The sequence below is a fragment of the Myxococcota bacterium genome, from assembly GCA_039030075.1.
GTDB lineage: Bacteria > Myxococcota_A > UBA9160 > UBA9160 > SMWR01 > JAHEJV01.
The window spans coordinates 15856-35033 of the sequence record JBCCEW010000003.1 but is presented as its reverse complement, the minus strand read 5'-3'; the positions used below and the strand labels follow the sequence as shown (position 1 = coordinate 35033).

The following is a 19178-nucleotide window of genomic DNA, read 5'->3' as shown; positions in this document are numbered from 1 at the left end:
CCGGGGCGCCATTCCTGACGCCCTTCCTGCACACCGGGTCGCGGCGCGTCCCGGTCTATACTGCGCCCGTGCTCGAGTCGGTGCCGGAAACGCGGCTGTCGAAGAAGGAATTCGAGGCGCGCACTCCCGAGCTGCGCGTCGCCCTGCTCATGGCGCAGCGGGCGTTGCGCGAGGCCGCCGAGCGGTCGGTGCTGCTGATGATTGCCGGGGACGACCGGCCCGGCGCCACTTCGGTCTTCAACCGCCTCCATGAGTGGCTCGACGCGCGCTACCTGGTCTCGCGTGCCTTCGGGCCCGCCTTCGCCGGAGAAGACGCGTACCCCGCGTTCTGGCGCTACTGGCGGGACCTCCCGGCGAAGGGGCGTGTCGGCGTGTGGTTCGGTGGTTGGCCCCAGGCCCAGCTTGCGAAGCGTGTGCGGGGCGAACTCGACGACGCCACCTACGCGCGCGAGCTCGAGCACTTCGAGGCGTTCGAGCGCGGCCTCGCGGCCGACGGCGTCGAACTCGTGAAGCTCTGGGTGCACCTGCCCGCCGAGGATCACGAGAAGCGCCTGAAGGAAGCGGAGACCCCGAACGGCGAGTGGCGCCTCGACGAGCTCGATTGGAAGATCTGCGACGACTTCGAAACCCTGCGGCCCGAGGCCGAAGCGCTGCTGCTTCGCACCGACCGCGCCGAGTCGCCCTGGCAGGTGCTGCATGGGGGAGATGCCCAGGGGCGCGATTGGCGGGCTGGAGAGATCGCCCTCGCCGCCCTCGAGCGCGCGGCCGTCGCCCAGGCCCCGCCGCCGCCCTCACCGTCTCCGAACTCCTCCCCATCGCCGACGGTGCTCGACCGTGTGGACCTGTCGTCTTCTCTCGAGAAGTCCGACTACCGCGAACGCCGCGACGCCGCCCAGCGCACGCTCTTCGAGTTGGTGAATCGCGCCGAACACGGGGGTCTGCGCACGGTGCTCGTCTTCGAAGGCTGGGACGCCGCCGGCAAGGGCGGTGCGATCCGCCGGATCACGCAGGCCGTCGACGCGCGGGATACCCGGGTGTTTCCGATCGCGGCACCGAGCGGGGAAGAGCATCGCTATCCGTACCTCTGGCGCTTCTGGCGTCGGCTCCCGCCCGCTGGGCGGCTCGCGATCTTCGATCGCAGCTGGTACGGGCGCGTGCTCGTGGAGCGGATCGAGGGGTTTGCCCAGGAAGCCGACTGGCGCCGCGCCTACGCGGAGATCAACGACTTCGAGGCACAGCTCGCGGCGGCGCCGTCGGTGGTGTTGAAGTTCTGGCTCCACATCGATCCCGAGGAACAGCTGCGTCGTTTCGAGGCCCGCAAGGACACCCCCCACAAGCGCCACAAGATCACCGACGAGGACTACCGCAACCGGGAGAAATGGGCGGCCTACACCGAGGCCGTGCACGAAATGGTGGTGCGCACCGATACGCCGGCGGCGCCCTGGCACCTGGTGCCGGCGAACGACAAGCGCTTCGCCCGGGTGGCGGTTCTGGAGCACGTGGTGCGGGCGCTCGGGGAGTCCCTGGGCTGACCGCGCCAGGGGCCGGGCCCGGGTCGGAGCCAGCGCAGGAACGGGTGCTGGCGGCCCGGGCGCGCGGTATCCTGCGCCGTCCCGGAGAGGTGGCCGAGTGGCTGAAGGCGCTCCCCTGCTAAGGGAGTATGGGGCAACCCATCGAGGGTTCGAATCCCTCCCTCTCCGCCACTCTGGCTCCGCGGGGCTCGTCCGCTTCCCGGAAGCGCCCTAGCCGTCGCCGCAGTCGTGCACCTCGATGGTCACGTGCGAGAGCGGAACCGCCTTCAAGAGGCGACCCCGGTAGTGATCCGGTGATCGCGGGTGGTGCGCCACCACCGAGATCGCGGCCGCCAGATGCGCCGGGCCCATCCGCCAGAGGTGGATGTCGGCGACGCGCGCATCGCCGTCCGCTTCGATGGCTTCGCGCGCCAACTGCGTCTCGCGTTCCTCGTCGACGCTGCAGTCGAGCAGGATGCTCGAGGTGTCCCGGATCAGCCCGAGCGACCAGCGCGCGATCACGATCGACCCGACCACGCCCATCACCGGATCCATCCACACCCAGCCGGCGTACTTCCCGGCCGTCAGCGCGACGATGGCCGTCGTCGACGTGAGCGCATCGGCCAGTACGTGCAGGTAGGCCGCGCGCAGGTTGTGGTCGTGGCTGTGAGCGTGGCCTCCGTGATGATGGTCGCCGCGGAGCATCCAGGCGGAGACGAGGTTGACGGCGAGGCCCAGGAAGGCCACCACGATCGCCTCGTCGAAGCGAATGGGGACCGGCTGCACGAGCCGCGTGATCGACTCCCAGGCGATCGAGATCGAGATCACCCCGAGCACGACCGCGCTGGTGAAGCCTCCGAGAACGCTGACCTTGCCGGTCCCGAAGGTGTACTCCGGGTTCCCCGCGTGACGGCGCGCGTACCAGTAGGCGAAGGCCGTGATGCTCAGCGCCGAGGCATGGCTCGCCATGTGCCACCCGTCGGCGAGCAGGGCCATGGATCCCCAGGCCGTGCCGGCGAGGATCTCGACCACCATCATGACCGCGGTGAGCGCGATTACCCGCCGGGTCTGGCGCTCGCTGTGGCGGTGGCCGTGCGGCAGGTAGTCGTGCTCGTGCTGCCACTGGGAGAGCTCGATCGTGTGCATCGGTCGCCTCTGCTAGCCCGCCCCGGCTTCGTGCGCCTCGGTTTCGTGGTCGCATCCCGTGTCGCGGCACCGACGGAAGTTCAGGAGGTGGCCCGCGATCAGGATACCGGCGGACGCGAGGGTCAGCGCACGCTCGCCCCCCTCGCCGACCCAGTCGTGCGCGACCACCGAGGCGGACAGTCCCAGGAGCCCGAGGATGCCCAGGGCGAGCACGCGCGGGTCCTTGTGCTGCCAGCACCCCAGGCCGAAGGCGAGCGCCGACGCAGGCAGCGTTCCCCAGAGCAACAGCTGGTGGAATTGCTCGCCCGAGAGGAAGGAGGCCGGAACCGCCGTACCCGCCACCAGCAGCAGCGGTGCACCCACGCAGTGCAATGCGCAGATGGCCGAGCCCGCGATGCCGACCCCGTCGGCGAACGACCGGAGGCCGGGTGTCCTCGTTTCTTCCAACGGGTGCTCTCCCTTCCAAGCAAACCTTCGACGCGCAGGGGTCGATCGAAGGGCAGTACCCGGAGGGTGCCGGTCGGCGGGAACCAGTTCCCAGAATTCCAGGCCCGGTTGCGCGCCCGCCCGAGGGCGGAACGCCGGGTGCGGACTACTCTCGAAGGCTTGTGAGGCGACGATCCGCGCGTGGCGCATTCCGATCCCGAACCGGCTCTCGGCGAGGAAGACCGCGATGATGCCCGTGGGTACGCCGACGTGAGACGCGAACGCGTGGGGTCGGTCCTGATGCTCGCGGCGGCCCTCGGCGCGGCCGGCCTGGGCGCTGGCTGGAACGCGTGGTTCCTCCCCGATGCCGCGTCCGAGACGAGCACGGCCCATCGACCCGTGGCCGTGGACGAGGACGGCTACGTCGCTTCGGAGACGTGTCGCGCCTGCCATCCCAGCCAATACGAGACCTGGCACGCGTCCCACCACCGCACCATGACCCAGGTCGTGTCCGAGGACACGGTGATCGCCGACTTCGACGATCGCAGGCTCGTCCACTTCGGTCGGGAGTTCCGCTTCTACCGCGAAGGGAACGGCTTCTTCATGGAGATGAAGGCGGCACGTTCACCGACCTCAGGGGAAGCGCTGCCGGGCCGGACCTTCGAGCTGGTGCTCTCGACCGGCGCCCATCATCAGCAGGCCTTCTGGTTCCGGACCGGGGAGGGGCGCAACCTCGGGAAGCTCCCGTTCATCTGGATCACGTCCGAGCAGCGTTGGGTTCCCTACGGATCGATCTTCGTTGCTCCTCCTTCGCGCCCGAACATGCAGACGGGCCTGTGGAACAAGACGTGCATCAAGTGTCACGTCGTGCGAGGCCAGCCGCGCTGGGAGGCGGAGCCGAGCCCCGATACCCGGGTGGCGGAGTTCGGCATCGCCTGCGGAGCCTGCCACGGGGCGGCCGAGGAGCACGCGGCGATCCACCGGAACCCGCTGCACCGCTACCGCGAACACTTCTCGACCGAGGACGACCCGACGCTGGTCAACGTCGCGGACCTCGACCACCAACGGTCGTCCCAGGTCTGTGGCCAGTGCCATGCAGTCTTCGACTTCTTCGACGCCGAGAGTGAAGCCGCCTACGACCACCAGGGTTTCGCGTATCGACCCGGGGGCGATCTCCACGCCTCGCGCCACGTCTTCCAGTTCGGCCAGGACCGTGCCGACCCCGTCGTCGCGAGGAACCTCGAGAAGACACCGCAGTACTTCGAGCGTCGGTTCTGGTCCGACGGCATGGTTCGGGTGAGCGGCCGCGAGTACAACGGCATGCTGGAGACGCCCTGCCATCAGCGTGGCACGATGTCGTGTCTCTCGTGTCATTCCATGCACCCGGGAACCGACGATCGCCGTCCCCGCGGTGAGTGGGCGAACGACCAGCTGAAACCCGGGATGCGAGGGAACCCGGCGTGTCTCCAATGCCACGAGCAGTACGAGGCGGAAGCCGAACTCGTTCGCCACACCCACCACCCGGCGAGTTCCGCGGGCAGCCGCTGTACCAACTGCCACATGCCCCACACGACCCTCGGCTTGATGAAGGCGATGCGCAGCCACACCGTCGACAGTCCCGACGTGGCGACGACGATGGCGACGGGCCGGCCCAACGCGTGCAACCTCTGCCACCTGGACAAGACCCTCGCGTGGACGGCCGACCACCTCTCAGCGTGGTACGAGATCCCGCCTCCGGCCTTGAGTGAGGAGCAGCGCAGCGTGGCGTCCTCGGTGCGTTGGATCCTCCAGGGCGACGCGGGGCAGCGCGCGATCGCCGCTTGGCACTACGGCTGGGAACCGGCCCAAGAGGCCTCGGGAACGGAATGGATGGGGATCTACCTGGCCGAGCTCCTCACCGACCGCTACGACGTGGTGCGATTCATCGGCCAGCAGTCCTTGAAACGGCTACCCGGCTACGCCGACTTCGAGTACGACTTCGTCGACCCCGAAGCGTTCCGGAGTGCCCGACGCCTGCGGGCCGAAGCGAAGTGGCGGGAGGGCGCCGATCGGCCCAGCGCATCGGAGGCGCTGCTGATCGACGCCGAGGGCCACTTGATGGACGATCGTTTTCGTGAGCTGCGGGGCCGACGGTTGGATCCGCCGGTGATCCTGGCGGAATAGGACACGACGTGAGTGAGAGCGAAGACGGATCTCTCGCGCTGGCGGAACGCGTTCGACAGCGCCACCTGCTCGTGGGCTGGTGGGCGCTCGCTGGCTTCGCGCTGCTCGGGCTCGCGCTCGAAGGGCTGCACGGCTTCAAGGCGCCCTGGTTCCTCGACCCGGCCTTCGAGACGCGTCGGCTGCTCTGGCGGCTTGCGCATGCCCACGGCGCGCTGCTGTCGCTGGTGCAGCTCGGGTTCGCCGCGACCGTGTCGTCCTGGCCGCAGGATCGCGGTGGCCTCGGCCTGACTTCCCGCTTGCTGTTCGCCAGCTTCCTGCTTTCGCTCGGGTTCTTCCTCGGCGGCGTCTGGATCTATGGCGGGGATCCGGGCCCGGGCATCCTGCTGGCACCCGTGGGTGGCGTCTGCCTGGTGGTGGCCGCCTTCCGCACCGCGTGGGCCCTGCAGCGCGGCCGCAAGCCCTAGGGCGGCGAGGCCGTACCGCCCGCCGCATCCGCGGCCACGGCGCGCGCCGCCTGACGTATGCTGGTGTCGCGGACCGATCGCGCGACGCCTTGCATCGCGTCGTCGGGCGCACGGGGAGCCCTCGATGTCCCGACGTCTCGCCCTCGGCGTGTTGTCCCTGTTCGTCTTGTGCGGCGCGCCTGCGCGGGTCGAGGCCGAGGACGAGGTCGGCGCGGCGACCAAGGCGCTTGCCGACGAGCTCGTCCAAGACGCCTGGCTCCACGTCGCGAGGCAGAGCGAGCCCGCGCGCCAGAAGGCGCTGGCGGGGGACGAAGCATTTCGGCAGGGCGACGTGGCCCTGGCCGAGCAGCGCTACGCAGAGGCCATCGCACTCGCTCCCGACGTGCCGACGCTCTACCACCGCCACGGCACGGCCCTCATGGTCCTGCAGCGCACGGACGAAGCGCTCGCCGCCTTCGACCGTGCCCTCGCGGGCCCCGACCCGGGCTACAGCTGGATCTACGAGGCCCACGCGAACCGCGGCAACATGCTGCTGCAGCTGGGTCGAACCGAAGAAGCGCTTGCGGCCTATGTGACCTCGCTCTCCCTGAAGCCCAGCGTCGGAGCACACCTCGGTCGTGGGCTTCTCTACGCCCGGCAGGGGAACTTCGCGAAAGCGGCGCCCGACTACCGCGCAGCGGCACGGCTGGCGCCGGAGAGCGAGCAGCTCGAGCTGTACGCGGCAACCGCCGAGGAGCTGGTCGTTTCCGAGGCCTTCGTCGACCAGGAGGCGAAGAAGCCCGGCGCCGTGCGCACGGCTTCGGGTCTGGTCTTCACCGACGTCACACCGGGCAGCGGTGCACAGCCCCAGCCGACGGATCAGGTGCGTGTGCGCTTCCGCGGCACTCTGCGGGACGGCAGCCTGGCCCACGAGGTGGACGAGCCGATGGCGTTTCCTCTGGATCAGGTGATTCCCTGCTGGACCGAAGGGATCGCGCGCATGCGGGTCGGCGGCAAGGCTCGCCTCGTGTGCCCGGCCGCGATCGCCTACGGCGAAAGGGGCGGGCCGAGGATCCCGCCCGGCGCAGCGCTCGCCTACGACATCGAGTTGGTGAGTATCGAGTAGGGCTTCAAAAAGGACAGCGGCGTGAAGCGCTTCACGGGCCGTCGCGCTGGGACGCGGGACTCTCGAGGGCGGAAGGGGAAGGTCGCATGCAGAGTCGTCGGAATCCGCGCTGGGCAGGCTTTGGCAGGTTTGCCGCCGTTCTCCTCTTCGCGGTGTCGCCCCCGGTGTCTGGCGAGCCCGGCTCCGTGCAGCTCGACACCTACTACCAGGACACGCTGCGAGACGGCGGAAAGGCGCCCGTCGTCGTGAACCTGCCCGCCGGATCGTTCGTGATGGGGTCCGAGCACGAGGTCGCGCTCGACAGCTCCGCGCCGGAGCACACGGTCACCTTCGCGCGGCCCTTTGCGATCATGGTCACCGAGGTCACCCAGGCCCACTTCGCGCGCTTCGTGCAGGCCACCGACTACAGAACGGAAGTCGAGCGCACGGAACTCGACTGCTACCCGTGGAACTTCAAGCAGCGGGACCCGCAGTACTCCTGGCGCATCATGCCCTTCAAGCAGAACCTGCGTTGGCCCGTCGTCTGCGTCACCTGGAACGACGCCGAGGCCTACGCGCAGTGGCTCAGCGACCAGACGGGGCATACCTACCGGCTGCCCTCCGAAGCCGAGTGGGAGTACGCGGCGCGCGCGGGCACCCGAAGCCTCTTCTCCTTCGGCAACTCCCAGGCGGGTCTCTGCGTTCACGCGAACATCGCGGACGCCGAGACCGAGTTCAGCTGGAAGATCCCCTGCAACGATGGGGTGGGCTTCGGAACCGCGGAGGTGGCCTCCTACGCACCGAACGCCTGGGGACTCTTCGACACCACCGGCAACGTCAGCGAGTACACCCAGGACTGTTGGCACGACAACTACGGGAAGGCGCCCACCGACGGCTCCGCCTGGCGCACGGTGACGAAACGGTTCCTGTTCGGGGCCGACGGCGACTGCAATACACGCCCGACACGCGGCGGCTCCTGGATCGCGTCGGCCGAACGCGCGACCGTGGCGCGCCGCACCAAGACCGAGCTCGACGCCCGGGGTGATACCGGCTTCCGACTGGTGCGGGAGATCCCCGCCGAAGGAGCGGGTGCATCCAGCGGAACCCAATGACGGGTCTGGCGATGTCCGCACCCAGGGGAGGGACGAAATGACTACACGAACGAACCGCGCGCTTCGGCTCGCCGCCTGCGCCGGGTTCCTGCTCTTCGGCGTCGGCTGCGCGACCTTCGAGCTGGACGACCACCACAGCTTCGCCGACTGGTACGTCGGAGATCCGGGGTTCGACGGCGCCTTCGGCACCAAGACGATCTACGCAGAGCGCCCCGCGATCTACGGCCACTTCCGCCTTCCCGAAGTCGTCTTCCAGCCGGTCGGAGGGCTGCATTATCCGCGTCGCCGGGTAAACACGGATCGCGGACAAGCGGCGGCGATGGAAGCCTGGGAGAAGGCCCAGCGAACCGGCCAGGCGGTGCAATACCAGCGAGAGACCACCGTCGTGGGCGGACACGAGAAGTCCTTCTGGTTCGACACGATCGACGCGGGCGTGATCGAGATCGTTCCCTACCGGCTCTGGGCGTCGGACGCCTCTGCCGGCGAGAAGGTCGTCTACACGCTGCTTCAGCCCGGGGTGACCCTGGTCAACGCGTGCATGACCTTCGTGCGCGCCCCGATCTACGCGTACCTCGACGTCGACAAGCTGCTCAGCGTTCCGGTCGCGCTGCTCTACTACGGGTCGGAAGAAGAAGAGTAGAGCGACGCCCGCTGCCCCCACCCTCGCCGCGCACGGGCCCACCCCGAGAGCAGGAGAAACGCGCATGGAGCTCGTGATCGTGCTCGCGGCCCTCGTCGGGGGTCAGCTCTTGCTGGGAACCGCGATCTTCTTCGTGTCGAAGCGGCTCTGGTCGCACCTTGCCGCGCACCATGCGGCGGTGTGGGAAGAGCTGGGACGTCCTGGCTCTTCGCTGGGTGCCGGCGATACGGAACGGATCCGACGTTTCGTGCGTGCGAAGGAGCACCGCGCACTCGGCGACCCGCGGGTCGACCGCGTGGTCGGCATCCTGCGCGCTATGAACGTCGCGTTCTTCCCCCTGGCGCTCGCAGCCCTCGTGGTTGCGATCGCCCTTGGGATGGACGCGAACTAGGAAGGGGGAGGCGCCGCGTGAGGCGGCCCGGCGCTAGCCGACCTGAACGGCGCCGTGATCGTCGCAGTGACCGCCGTGCGGGTGGTGCAGATGCCCGCCGACCAGGTAGTCGTGGTGATCGCCATGGGGAACGGCTTCGTGGCCGCAACCCGGTCCGTGCTGATGCCCAGCGTCGTGACCGGAGCAGGCATGGCTCGGTGTGCAGGTGTCGGGGTTGGCGTCGCCCACCGCGAGACTGTGTTCGTCCACGTGGTCCTCATGCGGATGATGCAGGTGCCCGTCATGCAGGTAGTCGACGTGACCGTCGTGCTGGATCGCGGTGTGGCCGCAGCCGGCTTCGTGACGATGGTCGTGCGCGTCGTGGATCTTGTGGCTCATGGTGTCCCCCTGTGACTCGCTCCAGGGTACGGGACACCCGGCATCCCCGGCAAAGGGAACCGGGGGAGCATGCAGTGACAAGGCGTGGGTATTTGCCCTCGATCACGCCGTTACCGCTGCCAGGGAGTCAGGGAACTCCGGCCGCATCACGCCGGGGCGCCTCGCGCAGCAACGCTTCCAGTCGAGGGACGCCGGGGCGCGCCTTGGCCAGCTCCTCCAAGAGGGCGCGACCTCGCGCGGGGTCCGTCTGCATCCATGCGCGTCCCACCGCGAAGAGCTTCGCGAAGCTGGTCGTGAACGCCGTACTCGCCCGCACGCTCGCTTCGTAGAGGGGGAGCGCGCGCTCCCAACCTTCCTCTCGCTCGGCGATCAGAGCGCGCAGGTACAGGTCGCGGGCCTCTTGGTAGCGGCGCACCTCGGCGGCGCGGCGCGTTCCGGTCGCCGTTTCGCCGGCGGCGGGAGCCGACCCGAGCGCGCCCTCGACGTCGACGGAACCGCGATCGAGGAGCCAGCGCAGCTGTCGGTACGAGGGCACGTCGCGCTGGTAGGTGAAGCGCGGCGCTTCGAAGAGCACATGGGGGTGATCGTCCGTGTTCGGGGAGACGTCTTCCGCCAGCTCCTTCAGGTCGTCCGGGCCCAACAGCATCAACCCGAACAAACGCCGCTCGTCGTGCAGCAGTGTGCTGCGCGCGACCGGGGCGAGCGCCGGGTGGGAGAAGCGCTGACGCACGTAGTCGGGCGGGAAATCGCCGGGTCCCCGGCGACCGATCAGGCCCAGCGCGGGGTATCGGATGTCGAGGTCGGCCATGACGGCGAAGCCCCAAGGAAAGACCTCGCCGAAGCTCGCGATGATCGCGCGCAGCATCGGCGTGTCCAGCTGAAAGAGCGGTAGCCACTGACAGAAGAGTCCATCCTCGGCGAGCCGCGCTTCGATCGCGGCGAAGTGCTCCCGCGTATACAGGAATCCGCTGCCGTCGCGTCCGGGATGGAAAAGGTCGGCGATGACGACGTCGTACTGATCCGTGCTCGACCGCGCAAAGCGTCGCGCGTCGGCCGCGAAGAGTCGGACGCGTTCCCCGTAGTCTTCGCTGCGATTCTCGGGCGCGAAGTAGGGCAACATCTCGAGCGCTTCGGGGACGAGTTCGACGGCGTCGGCGCGCAGATCCGGATGTTCGAGCGCGGTGCCCACCGTGACCCCACTCGCGACGCCCAGGAACAGGGCGCGTTTCGGGTTCGGGTGGAAGAGCAGCGGGAGGTGCGTTTGCAGGCGCTGCACCCGAATCCCGTCGGGTGTGGTTCCGCCCATCTGGAAGCGGTTGTTCACCCGGAGGTTCCGACCCTCCTCGCGCTCGGCGACCGCCACCGACGCGAGGGCGCCCTCGCGGTAGGCGAGCACTTGCTCGTCGTCGCGCAGCGTCACGATCCGCAGCGCCGGCGGCAGGACCGCGACGAGCAAGAGCGCCGCGGCGGCCGCGACCCGCATCGCTCCACTCGAACTCGGCCACGACACGAGACCGAGGTAGCCGAGCGCCGTCGCGACGAGTGCCCACTTCGCGCCCACGAGGGGCAGTACGGCGAGCACCGCGATCGCCGGGGCGAGCGCCGACCCGAGCGTGTTCCAGGCGATGCCCCAGCCCACGCCCTTCCCGGTGTCTTCCGCGGCCTGGACGAGATGGCAGAACAGGGCGCTCATGAACGCACTGGGCAGGAGCAGGATGGGCAGGGCCATCGTGAACTCGGCCGTCGCCACGGCGGGCAGCGTGTCGCCGAGAGCCAGGCGCAAGCTTCGGTAGAGGTCGAAGGCGCCGTAGAGCGCCGCGATCCCGGCCGTGATGGTGAGCGCGGTTCCGAGCGCGAGCCATCCCTGGGTGCGCGCGAAGTCCCGGGTGCGGCGGCCCCAGCGCTGGTAGGCGCCGGCCCCCAGCACGGTCCCGAGCAGATACACGGAGAGCGCGGCGGCGAAGCTGTAGATCGCGCCCTCGAAGACCTGGGACATGACCCGCACCACCAGCGACTCGTAGGCGATGCCGAGAAACCCGGTGGTGACGAGGGCCAGCCCGAGGGCCACCGTGCCGAGGGTCGCGACCGATGGTTGTGCATCGCTGTGCTCGGGCGCTTCGTCCCGCGTCTCCCGAAGCAGCCGACGCGCGCCGACCGCGCCGAGCGCCGCCGAACCGAAGCTGAGCGACACCAGCGCGAAGGTGGCCGCGCGAAACCCGAGCGCGGGGATCGCCCAGAACGTGAAGCCGAGCACGCCCACGAGGGCGCCGAAGGTGTTCACCCCGTAGATGAGGGCGATGTGACGCGCGCGCGCCGACTGGGTCAGCAAGCGCTCCATCGCCGGGACCGTGGCGCCCATCGCGACCGTGGCGGGTGCGAAGGCGAGGGCCGGCAGCACGAACACCACACCGAGCTGCTGGGCCAGCGTCGGTGTCGCGCCGAGCCAGAGGGGCGACCGATCGACGATCCAGGAAAGGATGGGCAGCAGCGCGAGTCCCCACACTCCCACGGCGATCTCGAGCCCGACGTACCAGCGTCCCGGCACCGCACTCGACCGGACCCGGCCGCCCAACGCCCAGGCGCCGAGGGCCAGGCCGGCAAAGAACGCGCTCACCACCGCGAGCAGGGCAATGATCTCGTGGCCCAGGCCGACGCCGAGGGTACGGGTCCACACGATCTGGTAGCCGAGGCCTGCGGCTCCGGAGATCGCGAGCGCAATGGCGCAGAAGAAGAGGCCCGCGGACATGGGAGCGAAGCCTCAGCCCAGCGCGGCGTCGAGCATGCCGAAGAGCTGATGGAAGGCCGGGCCCAGGGTCCAGACCATCAGGCCGGGCAGGAAGCCCACCAGCAGCGGCAACACCAGCTTCTCGGGGAGCGCTTCCGCGCGCGCGAGTGCGCGTTCGCGCTGCTGCTGTCGCAGGTCTTCGGCCTGGGGACGCAGGATCCCGGCGATGCCGCTGCCCGTCTCTTCGGCGTGGGTCAGCGAGCGCACCAGGTCGGTCATCTGGGTCACACCGACGCGATCGCTCAGGCGTTCGAGGCAGCGCGCGCGGCCCGCGCCGGTCTGCATCTCGAGCTGGTATACGCGCAGCTCCTGCGGCAGCGGGCGATCGCTCGCCTGGGCGTCGAGCAGCTGGGCGATCGAGGAATCGAAGCCCGAACCGGCTTCGGCCAGCGTGGCCAGGATTTCGAGGGCGAGCGGCAGATCGCGTTCGACCGAGGCGACGCGCTCGCGGCGCTGACGTCGCACCCAGAGGATCGGGGCCGCCGCCAGCGCGATTCCCAGGAACCAGGGCAGCAGCCCGATCACGGTGGCCGCGCCGCCCCCGACCACCGGCAGCGCGAGCAATTGGTTCGCGAGCGCCGGCACCACCGGCGACTGCAGCGCCAGCAGGATCGTCCCGACCGCGGCGACGAGGCTCGTCGCCAGCGCGGCGATGAAGGTGAGGGGCGCGCTGCGATCGCGGTAGCCCGCGCGGACCAGCCAGGTGCCAAGGCGCGAGCGGTCCTCGAGGAGCGTCGGCTCGATCTCCTCGCTGGCGTCGTCCTCGAAGAGGCGGCGACGCACCTGCGCCCGCCGCCAGAGCTCGAGGCTCGACACGCCGGCCGCGGCCAGCAGGGACCCCCCCGCGATGGCGCCGAAGAGATCCATCAGCCGTTCTCGAACCGGCTCAGGTTCCACATCCAGAGGAACGAGAGCCCTTGCAGGCCGAGACAGATCGCGATCCCCAGGTTGCCGACCGACGACGCGACGAAGCGCTCGATGTTGAGCGGGTCGTTCGACCAGCTCAAGAACGCCACGGCGGCGGTGGCCCCGGCGAGGATCAATACGGAGGAACGCGTCGGTGCGATCTGGCTCTCGATGCGGCGCTGCAGCTCGACACGGTCGCGCACGAAGGCACCGACGGTGGTCAGCGTGCGCTGCAGGCTACCGCCGGCGCGCCACTGGACGGCGAGGGCCTGGGAGAAGAGGCGCAGCGAGTCGAGGTGGCTCTCGCGACCGAGGGCGCCCAGGACTTCCTTCGCGTCTTCGCCGAGGCGCAGCTTGCCGGCGGCCTCCGCAAGACGCGGCCCGATCGGCGCACCCACCTGGGCCGCGGCGCGTTCGAGGGCGTCGTTCGGGCTGGCCCCCGCACGCAGCGCTGCGGTCATCAGACGCAGGGCATCGCCGAGCTGCTGCTCGGAGCGCAGTTCGCGGCTCGAAGCGCGCACCGCGAAGCCGACGTAGACGAGCGCGGCGAGGTCGAAGCCGGCCGCGAGCGCGATCATCACGGACGTTCCGAAGAACACCGACGCGATGCTGAAGCCGACTACGGCGCCCACGCCCGCCGGCACCCAGGCCGGGATCGCGCCGTCCTGAAGTGAGGTCGTGAGCTCTGCGCCTTCCGCGTCGAGGCGGCGCACCGCCCGCGTGCGCACCCAGATGCGGTGCGCCGCGAACGCCCCCGCGCCCACGAGGAGCGCGAACGCGAGGGCGGTCAGCGCGTCGTTCACGCGCCGCGCGCGCGCTGTGAGCGACGCCGTCCGAGCAGCCCGACCAGGCCGCCGCCGGCGAGCAGGCTCACGGCGACACCCGGCTCGGGCATCTCCGTGCCCGTCGCCGTGACGCAGTCCGGGTCGTTCGGGTGGTCGATCAGACCGTCCATGTCGTCGTCGAGGCCGTTGTCGCACTCGTCGATGACGTCGCGCTCGGACATGTCGTTCGCATCGGTGCAGCCGCCGTCGGCGGGGAAGTCGATGTTGCCATCGCGATCGTTGTCGATGCCGTCGCTGCAGAGCGGGAACAGCAGGTCGGTCTCGACGTCGCTGATCGCGAGGGCGACGGATGAGGCACCGCCGGCGAATCCCTCGAACAGGATCCAGAACGGAACCCACTCGGCGTATTCATCGAACGTCCCTTCGAGCATCATCAGGTAGACGCCGTCGGCGCCGCTGTCCGGATCCAGCTCGAAATCGATATGGGTGTGAATACTGCCGGCGCCGTCGGAGGCGGAAATGACGAAACCCGGGATGTCGCTCGTCGATCCGTCCGCGGTGGCCATGGGCAACATCGAATTGCTGCGGTCGACGCTGATGGTGATGCCGTCGGTTCCCGCGGGAAGCGGGCCCCAGCTGACGCTTCCCGAGCCATCCCAGTAGCTCAGGTTCCGGCCACCGAGCTCGGTCAGAAACGAGGGCGCGGCCGAGATCTGGAAGTGGAGGTTCTCGTTGGGGACAGGCGGATCGAGGAAGAACGGATCGATCTCGGGGCCGAAAGCCGATGCGGTGAAGCCCGGGTCGTCCTGTACCAGCGTGTTGCCCGAGAGCAGAAAGCTCCGGCCGAACACGCGCTTGCCGTTGACGTGGCGGAACGCCGGCAGCTGATCGAAGTCGCGTCCGTGGACGCTGAGGCGCCCGTCGGATTCGTTCTCCTGGAACGTCACGTCGATGTGCTGAGCGGACGCGCTCGCGGCGACGAAGATCGCGGCGACGAGGGTCGAGACGAATCGCGTCCAGTCGATGGGGCCCCACATCTGCTGGCGAAGCATCGAGATCTCCTCCTGGCTATCGGGTCGCGGCTCTGCGCCGGCGCCCGGAAAGTAGCGGAGGCCCGGGCCGAATCTCGGCACCGGGCCTCCGCATTTCGAGAGAAACGCCCCGCCCGAGGGCGGGAGCGCTGGCCTAGGCGCGCTGTGCGCGACGGCGGCCGGCCATGGCGAGCATTCCCAGGCCGACCAGCAGGGCGGTGCTGGGCTCGGGCACGAGCACCGTCTCGGTGTAGAGGATCGCGGCCTCGATCTGCTCCTCGATGCTCACGTTGAACGCCTCCTGCATGGCGTTGCACGTTTCCGTCTCTTCACACTCGTCGATGGTGCCGAAGACGATCCAGAAGGGGTTCGTCGGGGCACCGAAGCCGTCGACGCTCGCATCCCCGTATCCCAGGAACACGCCCGTGCCGGCCGCGGTCGACAGCTCGTAGTCCGGGTGATCGTCGAGGGCGCCGGTCGCCGAAGTGGGCCCGAGCAGCAGGTTCAGGACTTCGGAGGTGCCGTCGATGCTTCCGCCCGGATCGAGCAGCGTGTCGAGCATGATCGACTCGCCGGCGCCGGGCGCCTCGAACATGCCGAGGCCGTCGTTCCAGCGGGCGAAGCTCAAGCCCAGCGTCGGCTCGACGCGGAAGTTGAGGCGGACGTCCGCACTGCCCGGCAGGTTGTCGGCACCCGCGGGGAAGCCCACCGGCGGGCCGCCCACGGCCGTGTCGGAGTAGCTGAAGAACCCCGGCTCGTCTCCAACGAAGGTCGGCGTCGGCAACAGCGTATCGCCGAGGAGCTCGGCCTCGAACACGTTTTGGTTCGGGAACGCCTCAGCCGTATCGACGTCAGAGCCGCCTGCCGCGAGGTTGCCGCCGGCATCCTCGTACAACAGCACGTCGAAGTGCTCCTGGGCCGTCGCGGCCCCCGAAATCATTCCAAGCGCGGCCATCGCGCCCAGCAACTGCGCGAACCTGCGCGCGAATCGCCCATTCCCAGTCATGACAACAACTCCTCCAACTTGGGTCAAAAATGGCGCCTAACATGGCACCACGAGAGTCTTCTTAGTGGGTGTGTGCCGCCCCGGCGTTCCGAGTTCCGAGATCCCCGTCGGTGGGGCACGTTTCTCCAGCACGTCCGCCCGTCGGTGGTCGGCTGCCTACCTCCCTCCGTCGGGGAGTTGCGTTCGGGCAGGGCCATCAGATAGTTTGCCGAGTTCGAAACCCCGGCTGGGAGCACCCCGTGATCACGGGATCTCTGCGAAAAAACCAAACGGCGTTCGTGTCCTTCCCCCAGATCGTGGCGATGCTGCTTTCGTTTGCATTGCTGGCCTCCTCGGCCACCGCGGTCGTGCACACCCACGCCCACTGCGGCGAGCCCGCGCACGCCAGCGAAGTGCTCGAGCCGGGGACGTTCGAGCCGACGGCCGGACACGCGACCACTCCCTGCGCCCTTTGCGCGGCAGGCGTTCGCGACGAACTCGCCTGCGCGCCGGAACGATCGATCGACGTCACGCCGCAGCGGACGCCGTCGGTTTGGATCGGAGCCTCCGACGGAACCGTCGCGCGCTTCGAGGCGCGCTCGTCTCCGCCGCGCGCTCCTCCCGCCGACTGACCCTCGCTCAGGACCCGACGCGCTCACCGCGCGCCGACGGGGTTCGCGCGCATGACCGCCGCGAGCCTGCCTTCGTCCATCGCATCCGCCGCCCCCCCGCGGCGGAGAGGTCAGACCATGAATTTCGCGCAGTCTGCGCGGGGCGCCGCCCTCCTCCCGGTTCCCGACTCCGACACCACCCGTCCGTCCGCGGCCGAACCCTGCGACGACCTGCACCAGCTGGTGGCTCCCCACCTCGGACGTCTCGTCGAGGTGGCCGAGCGCATCCTGGGTTCCGGGGCCGAGGCCGACGACGCCGTGCAAGAAGCGCTGGTGACGCTGTGGAAGGCCGAGGTCACGCCGCCCAACCCGCGCGGTTGGCTCGTCCGCACCGTCGTGAACCGCAGCCTCCACGCACGCCGCACCGCCCAGCGCCGTCGCAAGTGGGAGGAGCGCGCCGGGATCGATTGGGTCACGACCTGCCCGCTCTGTGATCCGGAAGAAGCCTTCGAGAACGGCGAGCTGCAGCAGGAGCTCGACCGCGCGCTCGATGCGCTCTGCGACGAGCACCGCATGGTCGTCGCCTTGCGGGTCGAGGGCCTCGAGTACCACGAGATCGCCGAGCGACTCTCGCTCCCGGTCGGGACGGTGCGGTCACGGCTCAACCGCGCGCGCAGCGCGCTACGCGCCGAACTCGAGACGACGTAATGCGTCGCCTCGCCCCCCTCCCCACCTTCATCGCCGGCCTCACGCTGCTGGTCGTTCTGGCCGGCGCGCTCGCCGCGAGCGCCGAGTCGCTGCGGATCGTGCTCGGGTCCCAGCGTCGCGTCGCGCTTCCCTCCGACGTCACGCGCGTGGCCGTCGGAAACCCGCGCGTGACCCAGGTGCATCTGCTCACGAGCCGCGAGCTCCTCGCGCTCGGGAGCAGCGTCGGGCGCACCAACGTCCTGCTCTGGACGGCCGACGGCAGTGTCGAAGAGCTCGTCCTCTACGTGCAGCGCGACCTGTCGATCCTCGCCGCGGCGCTCCGCGACATCCATCCGGGCATTCGCGTCTCTGCGGCGCCGGATCGAGACGCCGTGGTGTTGCGCGGCCGCGTGCCCGAAGCGCGCTACTCGAGTGCGGCCGAAGCGATGGCCCTCGATTATCTCGGTGAGTCGCGCGGACGCTCGGACGGCGAACTCTACGTCTCCACGCGCGGGGGCGATGGCAACGCCACGACGTCTGCCAGCACCAGCGGGAACGGCAACGGCAACGGGAATGGAAACGGCAACGGCGCGTCGGACGGCGGCGCCGAAGCGAACCCGATCTTCCTGAACGCCGACGACCGTCGCGGCGACGCCGACGTCGTCAATCTGATCCAGATCGAAGGGCTGCCGCCTTCTCTCGAAGCGCGGATCCAGGCCGCGATCGGGCCGATCGGCGGCAAGAAGGTCCGGGTGCGGCGGCTCTTCCAGGGGAGCATTCCGAACGACGGCAACGACACCTTCGTGCTCGAAGGCGAGGTGCGCGGACAGGTCGAGCTGGTGCGCGTGTTGCTCGCGGCGGCGCGCCTGGTCTCCGGACGCAACGTGTCCGAAGCGTCGATCGAGGTCGTGGCCAACGAGGCGGGCTCCCTCGCCACCGGCAACAACGCTGGCGAGCCGGGCTTCCAGCTGAACAGCCTCGGCGGCTTCGGCGGGGGGGGTGGCGGACAATCGCTCGGCAGTAGCGTCGGCAACGATCTCTCGTCGAACGTCGCGCGGGCGAAAGCACTGTCGGTGGCCGATGGCCGCATCCTCGCGTTCATCGACGTGACGGACCTGCCCCAGGTGCGGCTCGAGACGCGGATCTACGAGATCAGTCGGTCTCGGCTGCGCACCTGGGAGCCGAACCTCAACGTGCTCTTTGGCGACGAGCTCGACGACTTCGCGCTGATTCCCGGGCCGACCTCCCAGATCCTGCAGGGCGACGCGGCAATGCCCGTGACGCCCACCCAGGTGCAGGCGGCCGCTTCGGTGCTGCAGGGAGGAGCGGTTGCGACGGGCGTCCAGTACGTCGCCGAGCACGTCGCGCTCGACGCGACGCTGACCCTGCTCGAGGACGCGAGCATCGCGCGCAGCCTGGCGCGACCCGCTCTGACCGTGCTGTCGGGCGAGGTGGCGCGCTTCAACGCCGGCGGGGTGATCCCGATCAACGTCACCATCGATACGCAGACCTCGGCCGCTTCCGACACCCTGATCTCCAGCACCGTCTTCGCCAGCTTCGGCGTCGACGTGTCCGTCCGGGCCATGGTCGCGGAAGACGACATGATCACGCTCGATGTGACCCCGTCGGTCTCGCAGCCCGACTTCGAGCTGACGGCGGACATCACCAACGCCACCGGGACGGGCCAGAACACCGCGGCCTTCGAGACCCGCTCGCTCACGACCACTACCCGGCTCCGGGACGGTCAGAGCTTCCTGATCGCCGGTTTCGTCCAGTCTTCGTCGACGAACAGCTCGCGCTTCACGCCCGGGCTCCACCAGGTGCCGGGCCTCGGCTGGACCGCGAAAAGCCGCCAAGATGCCGCCGACGATACGGATTTCGTGATCGTGGTGAGCCCGTCGATCGTCCGGGAGCGGCACTCCCGGTCCGAGCTGTGGGTCTTTCCGGACCCGGCCGAGCTCCTCGGAGTGGCCGTGGCCCGGGGGCCGAGCCGACGCCAGGGGGAAACTCCGGTAGCCTCGCGGGCACCTAGGAGATGATTTCGACTCGTGTGCCTTCCGCCACGAGTGAGAG

Annotated in this window: 18 protein-coding genes and 1 tRNA gene; 11 read left to right on the top strand and 8 right to left on the bottom strand. The window is 69.5% G+C overall.

What is annotated here, in order from left to right; translation table 11 throughout:
- The first annotated feature begins 68 nt into the window (after positions 1–68).
- On the top strand, positions 69–1532 hold the full coding sequence (gene pap, locus AAF430_03710) for a polyphosphate:AMP phosphotransferase (protein MEM7409325.1): 1464 nt from the start codon (positions 69–71) through the stop codon (positions 1530–1532).
- Positions 1533–1615: 83 nt separating this feature from the next.
- A tRNA-Ser gene (locus AAF430_03705) sits at positions 1616–1703 on the top strand.
- Between the two features lie 39 nt (positions 1704–1742).
- Here AAF430_03705 and dmeF read toward each other — a convergent pair.
- Entirely contained in the window at positions 1743–2657 is a 915-nt protein-coding gene (gene dmeF, locus AAF430_03700; protein ID MEM7409324.1) for a CDF family Co(II)/Ni(II) efflux transporter DmeF, read from the bottom strand.
- Positions 2658–2669: 12 nt separating this feature from the next.
- Positions 2670–3104: a MerC domain-containing protein gene (locus AAF430_03695; protein MEM7409323.1), complete on the bottom strand. Its 435-nt coding sequence runs from the start codon at positions 3102–3104 to the stop codon at positions 2670–2672.
- A 180-nt stretch (positions 3105–3284) separates the two neighbouring features.
- Between AAF430_03695 and AAF430_03690 the strand changes: the two genes are divergently transcribed.
- The 6 genes from AAF430_03690 (at position 3285) to AAF430_03665 (ending at position 8937) form a co-directional block, all read left to right on the top strand.
- Positions 3285–5246, top strand: a complete 1962-nt coding sequence (locus AAF430_03690; protein ID MEM7409322.1) for a multiheme c-type cytochrome — start codon at positions 3285–3287, stop codon at positions 5244–5246.
- An 8-nt stretch (positions 5247–5254) separates the two neighbouring features.
- A complete protein-coding gene (locus AAF430_03685; protein ID MEM7409321.1) occupies positions 5255–5710 on the top strand; it encodes a hypothetical protein in 456 nt (151 codons plus the stop codon).
- Positions 5711–5834: 124 nt separating this feature from the next.
- Positions 5835–6815, top strand: a complete 981-nt coding sequence (locus AAF430_03680; protein MEM7409320.1) for an FKBP-type peptidyl-prolyl cis-trans isomerase — start codon at positions 5835–5837, stop codon at positions 6813–6815.
- A 185-nt stretch (positions 6816–7000) separates the two neighbouring features.
- Positions 7001–7906, top strand: coding sequence for a formylglycine-generating enzyme family protein (locus AAF430_03675; protein ID MEM7409319.1), 906 nt, complete (start codon positions 7001–7003; stop codon positions 7904–7906).
- Positions 7907–7943: 37 nt separating this feature from the next.
- A complete protein-coding gene (locus tag AAF430_03670) occupies positions 7944–8546 on the top strand; it encodes a hypothetical protein (protein ID MEM7409318.1) in 603 nt (200 codons plus the stop codon).
- Between the two features lie 64 nt (positions 8547–8610).
- Positions 8611–8937, top strand: coding sequence for a hypothetical protein (locus AAF430_03665; GenBank protein ID MEM7409317.1), 327 nt, complete (start codon positions 8611–8613; stop codon positions 8935–8937).
- A gap of 33 nt (positions 8938–8970) precedes the next feature.
- Here AAF430_03665 and AAF430_03660 read toward each other — a convergent pair whose 3' ends face one another.
- The 6 genes from AAF430_03660 to AAF430_03635 all read right to left on the bottom strand — a co-directional run bounded on the left by AAF430_03660 (position 8971) and on the right by AAF430_03635 (position 15762).
- A complete protein-coding gene (locus AAF430_03660; protein MEM7409316.1) occupies positions 8971–9315 on the bottom strand; it encodes a hypothetical protein in 345 nt (114 codons plus the stop codon).
- A 127-nt stretch (positions 9316–9442) separates the two neighbouring features.
- Complete coding sequence (locus AAF430_03655; protein ID MEM7409315.1) at positions 9443–12061, bottom strand: spermidine synthase; 2619 nt, start codon at positions 12059–12061, stop codon at positions 9443–9445.
- Positions 12062–12073: 12 nt separating this feature from the next.
- A complete protein-coding gene (locus AAF430_03650) occupies positions 12074–12967 on the bottom strand; it encodes a type II secretion system F family protein (GenBank protein MEM7409314.1) in 894 nt (297 codons plus the stop codon).
- Positions 12967–13809 (bottom strand): type II secretion system F family protein, encoded by an 843-nt coding sequence (locus AAF430_03645; GenBank protein ID MEM7409313.1) that lies wholly within the window; start codon positions 13807–13809, stop codon positions 12967–12969. Before AAF430_03645 ends, AAF430_03650 begins: the two co-directional genes overlap by 1 nt.
- Complete coding sequence (locus AAF430_03640; GenBank protein MEM7409312.1) at positions 13806–14843, bottom strand: hypothetical protein; 1038 nt, start codon at positions 14841–14843, stop codon at positions 13806–13808. The genes AAF430_03645 and AAF430_03640 overlap by 4 nt, the downstream gene beginning before the upstream one ends.
- 133 nt (positions 14844–14976) lie before the next feature.
- Complete coding sequence (locus AAF430_03635; protein ID MEM7409311.1) at positions 14977–15762, bottom strand: PEP-CTERM sorting domain-containing protein; 786 nt, start codon at positions 15760–15762, stop codon at positions 14977–14979.
- A 305-nt stretch (positions 15763–16067) separates the two neighbouring features.
- On the opposite strand from AAF430_03635, the gene AAF430_03630 reads away from it, so the two are divergent.
- From AAF430_03630 to AAF430_03620, 3 genes are all read left to right on the top strand, one after another.
- Positions 16068–16439, top strand: a complete 372-nt coding sequence (locus AAF430_03630) for a hypothetical protein (protein ID MEM7409310.1) — start codon at positions 16068–16070, stop codon at positions 16437–16439.
- A gap of 117 nt (positions 16440–16556) precedes the next feature.
- A complete protein-coding gene (locus AAF430_03625; protein ID MEM7409309.1) occupies positions 16557–17126 on the top strand; it encodes an RNA polymerase sigma factor in 570 nt (189 codons plus the stop codon).
- Positions 17126–19144, top strand: coding sequence for a pilus assembly protein N-terminal domain-containing protein (locus AAF430_03620; GenBank protein ID MEM7409308.1), 2019 nt, complete (start codon positions 17126–17128; stop codon positions 19142–19144). Before AAF430_03625 ends, AAF430_03620 begins: the two co-directional genes overlap by 1 nt.
- The last annotated feature ends 34 nt before the right edge of the window (positions 19145–19178 follow it).

Bases quoted from the DNA above. Each gene is read 5' to 3' on its own strand.
- AAF430_03635 (MEM7409311.1), bottom strand. From the start codon at position 15,762: ATGATTTCGGGGGCCGCGACGGCCCAGGAGCACTTCGACGTGCTGTTG.
- AAF430_03620 (MEM7409308.1), top strand. From the start codon at position 17,126: ATGCGTCGCCTCGCCCCCCTCCCCACCTTCATCGCCGGCCTCACGCTG.
- AAF430_03625 (MEM7409309.1), top strand. From the start codon at position 16,557: ATGAATTTCGCGCAGTCTGCGCGGGGCGCCGCCCTCCTCCCGGTTCCC.
- AAF430_03680 (MEM7409320.1), top strand. From the start codon at position 5,835: ATGTCCCGACGTCTCGCCCTCGGCGTGTTGTCCCTGTTCGTCTTGTGC.
- dmeF (MEM7409324.1), bottom strand. From the start codon at position 2,657: ATGCACACGATCGAGCTCTCCCAGTGGCAGCACGAGCACGACTACCTG.
- AAF430_03640 (MEM7409312.1), bottom strand. From the start codon at position 14,843: ATGCTTCGCCAGCAGATGTGGGGCCCCATCGACTGGACGCGATTCGTC.
- AAF430_03660 (MEM7409316.1), bottom strand. From the start codon at position 9,315: ATGAGCCACAAGATCCACGACGCGCACGACCATCGTCACGAAGCCGGC.
- AAF430_03650 (MEM7409314.1), bottom strand. From the start codon at position 12,967: ATGGATCTCTTCGGCGCCATCGCGGGGGGGTCCCTGCTGGCCGCGGCC.
- AAF430_03655 (MEM7409315.1), bottom strand. From the start codon at position 12,061: ATGTCCGCGGGCCTCTTCTTCTGCGCCATTGCGCTCGCGATCTCCGGA.
- AAF430_03665 (MEM7409317.1), top strand. From the start codon at position 8,611: ATGGAGCTCGTGATCGTGCTCGCGGCCCTCGTCGGGGGTCAGCTCTTG.
- AAF430_03670 (MEM7409318.1), top strand. From the start codon at position 7,944: ATGACTACACGAACGAACCGCGCGCTTCGGCTCGCCGCCTGCGCCGGG.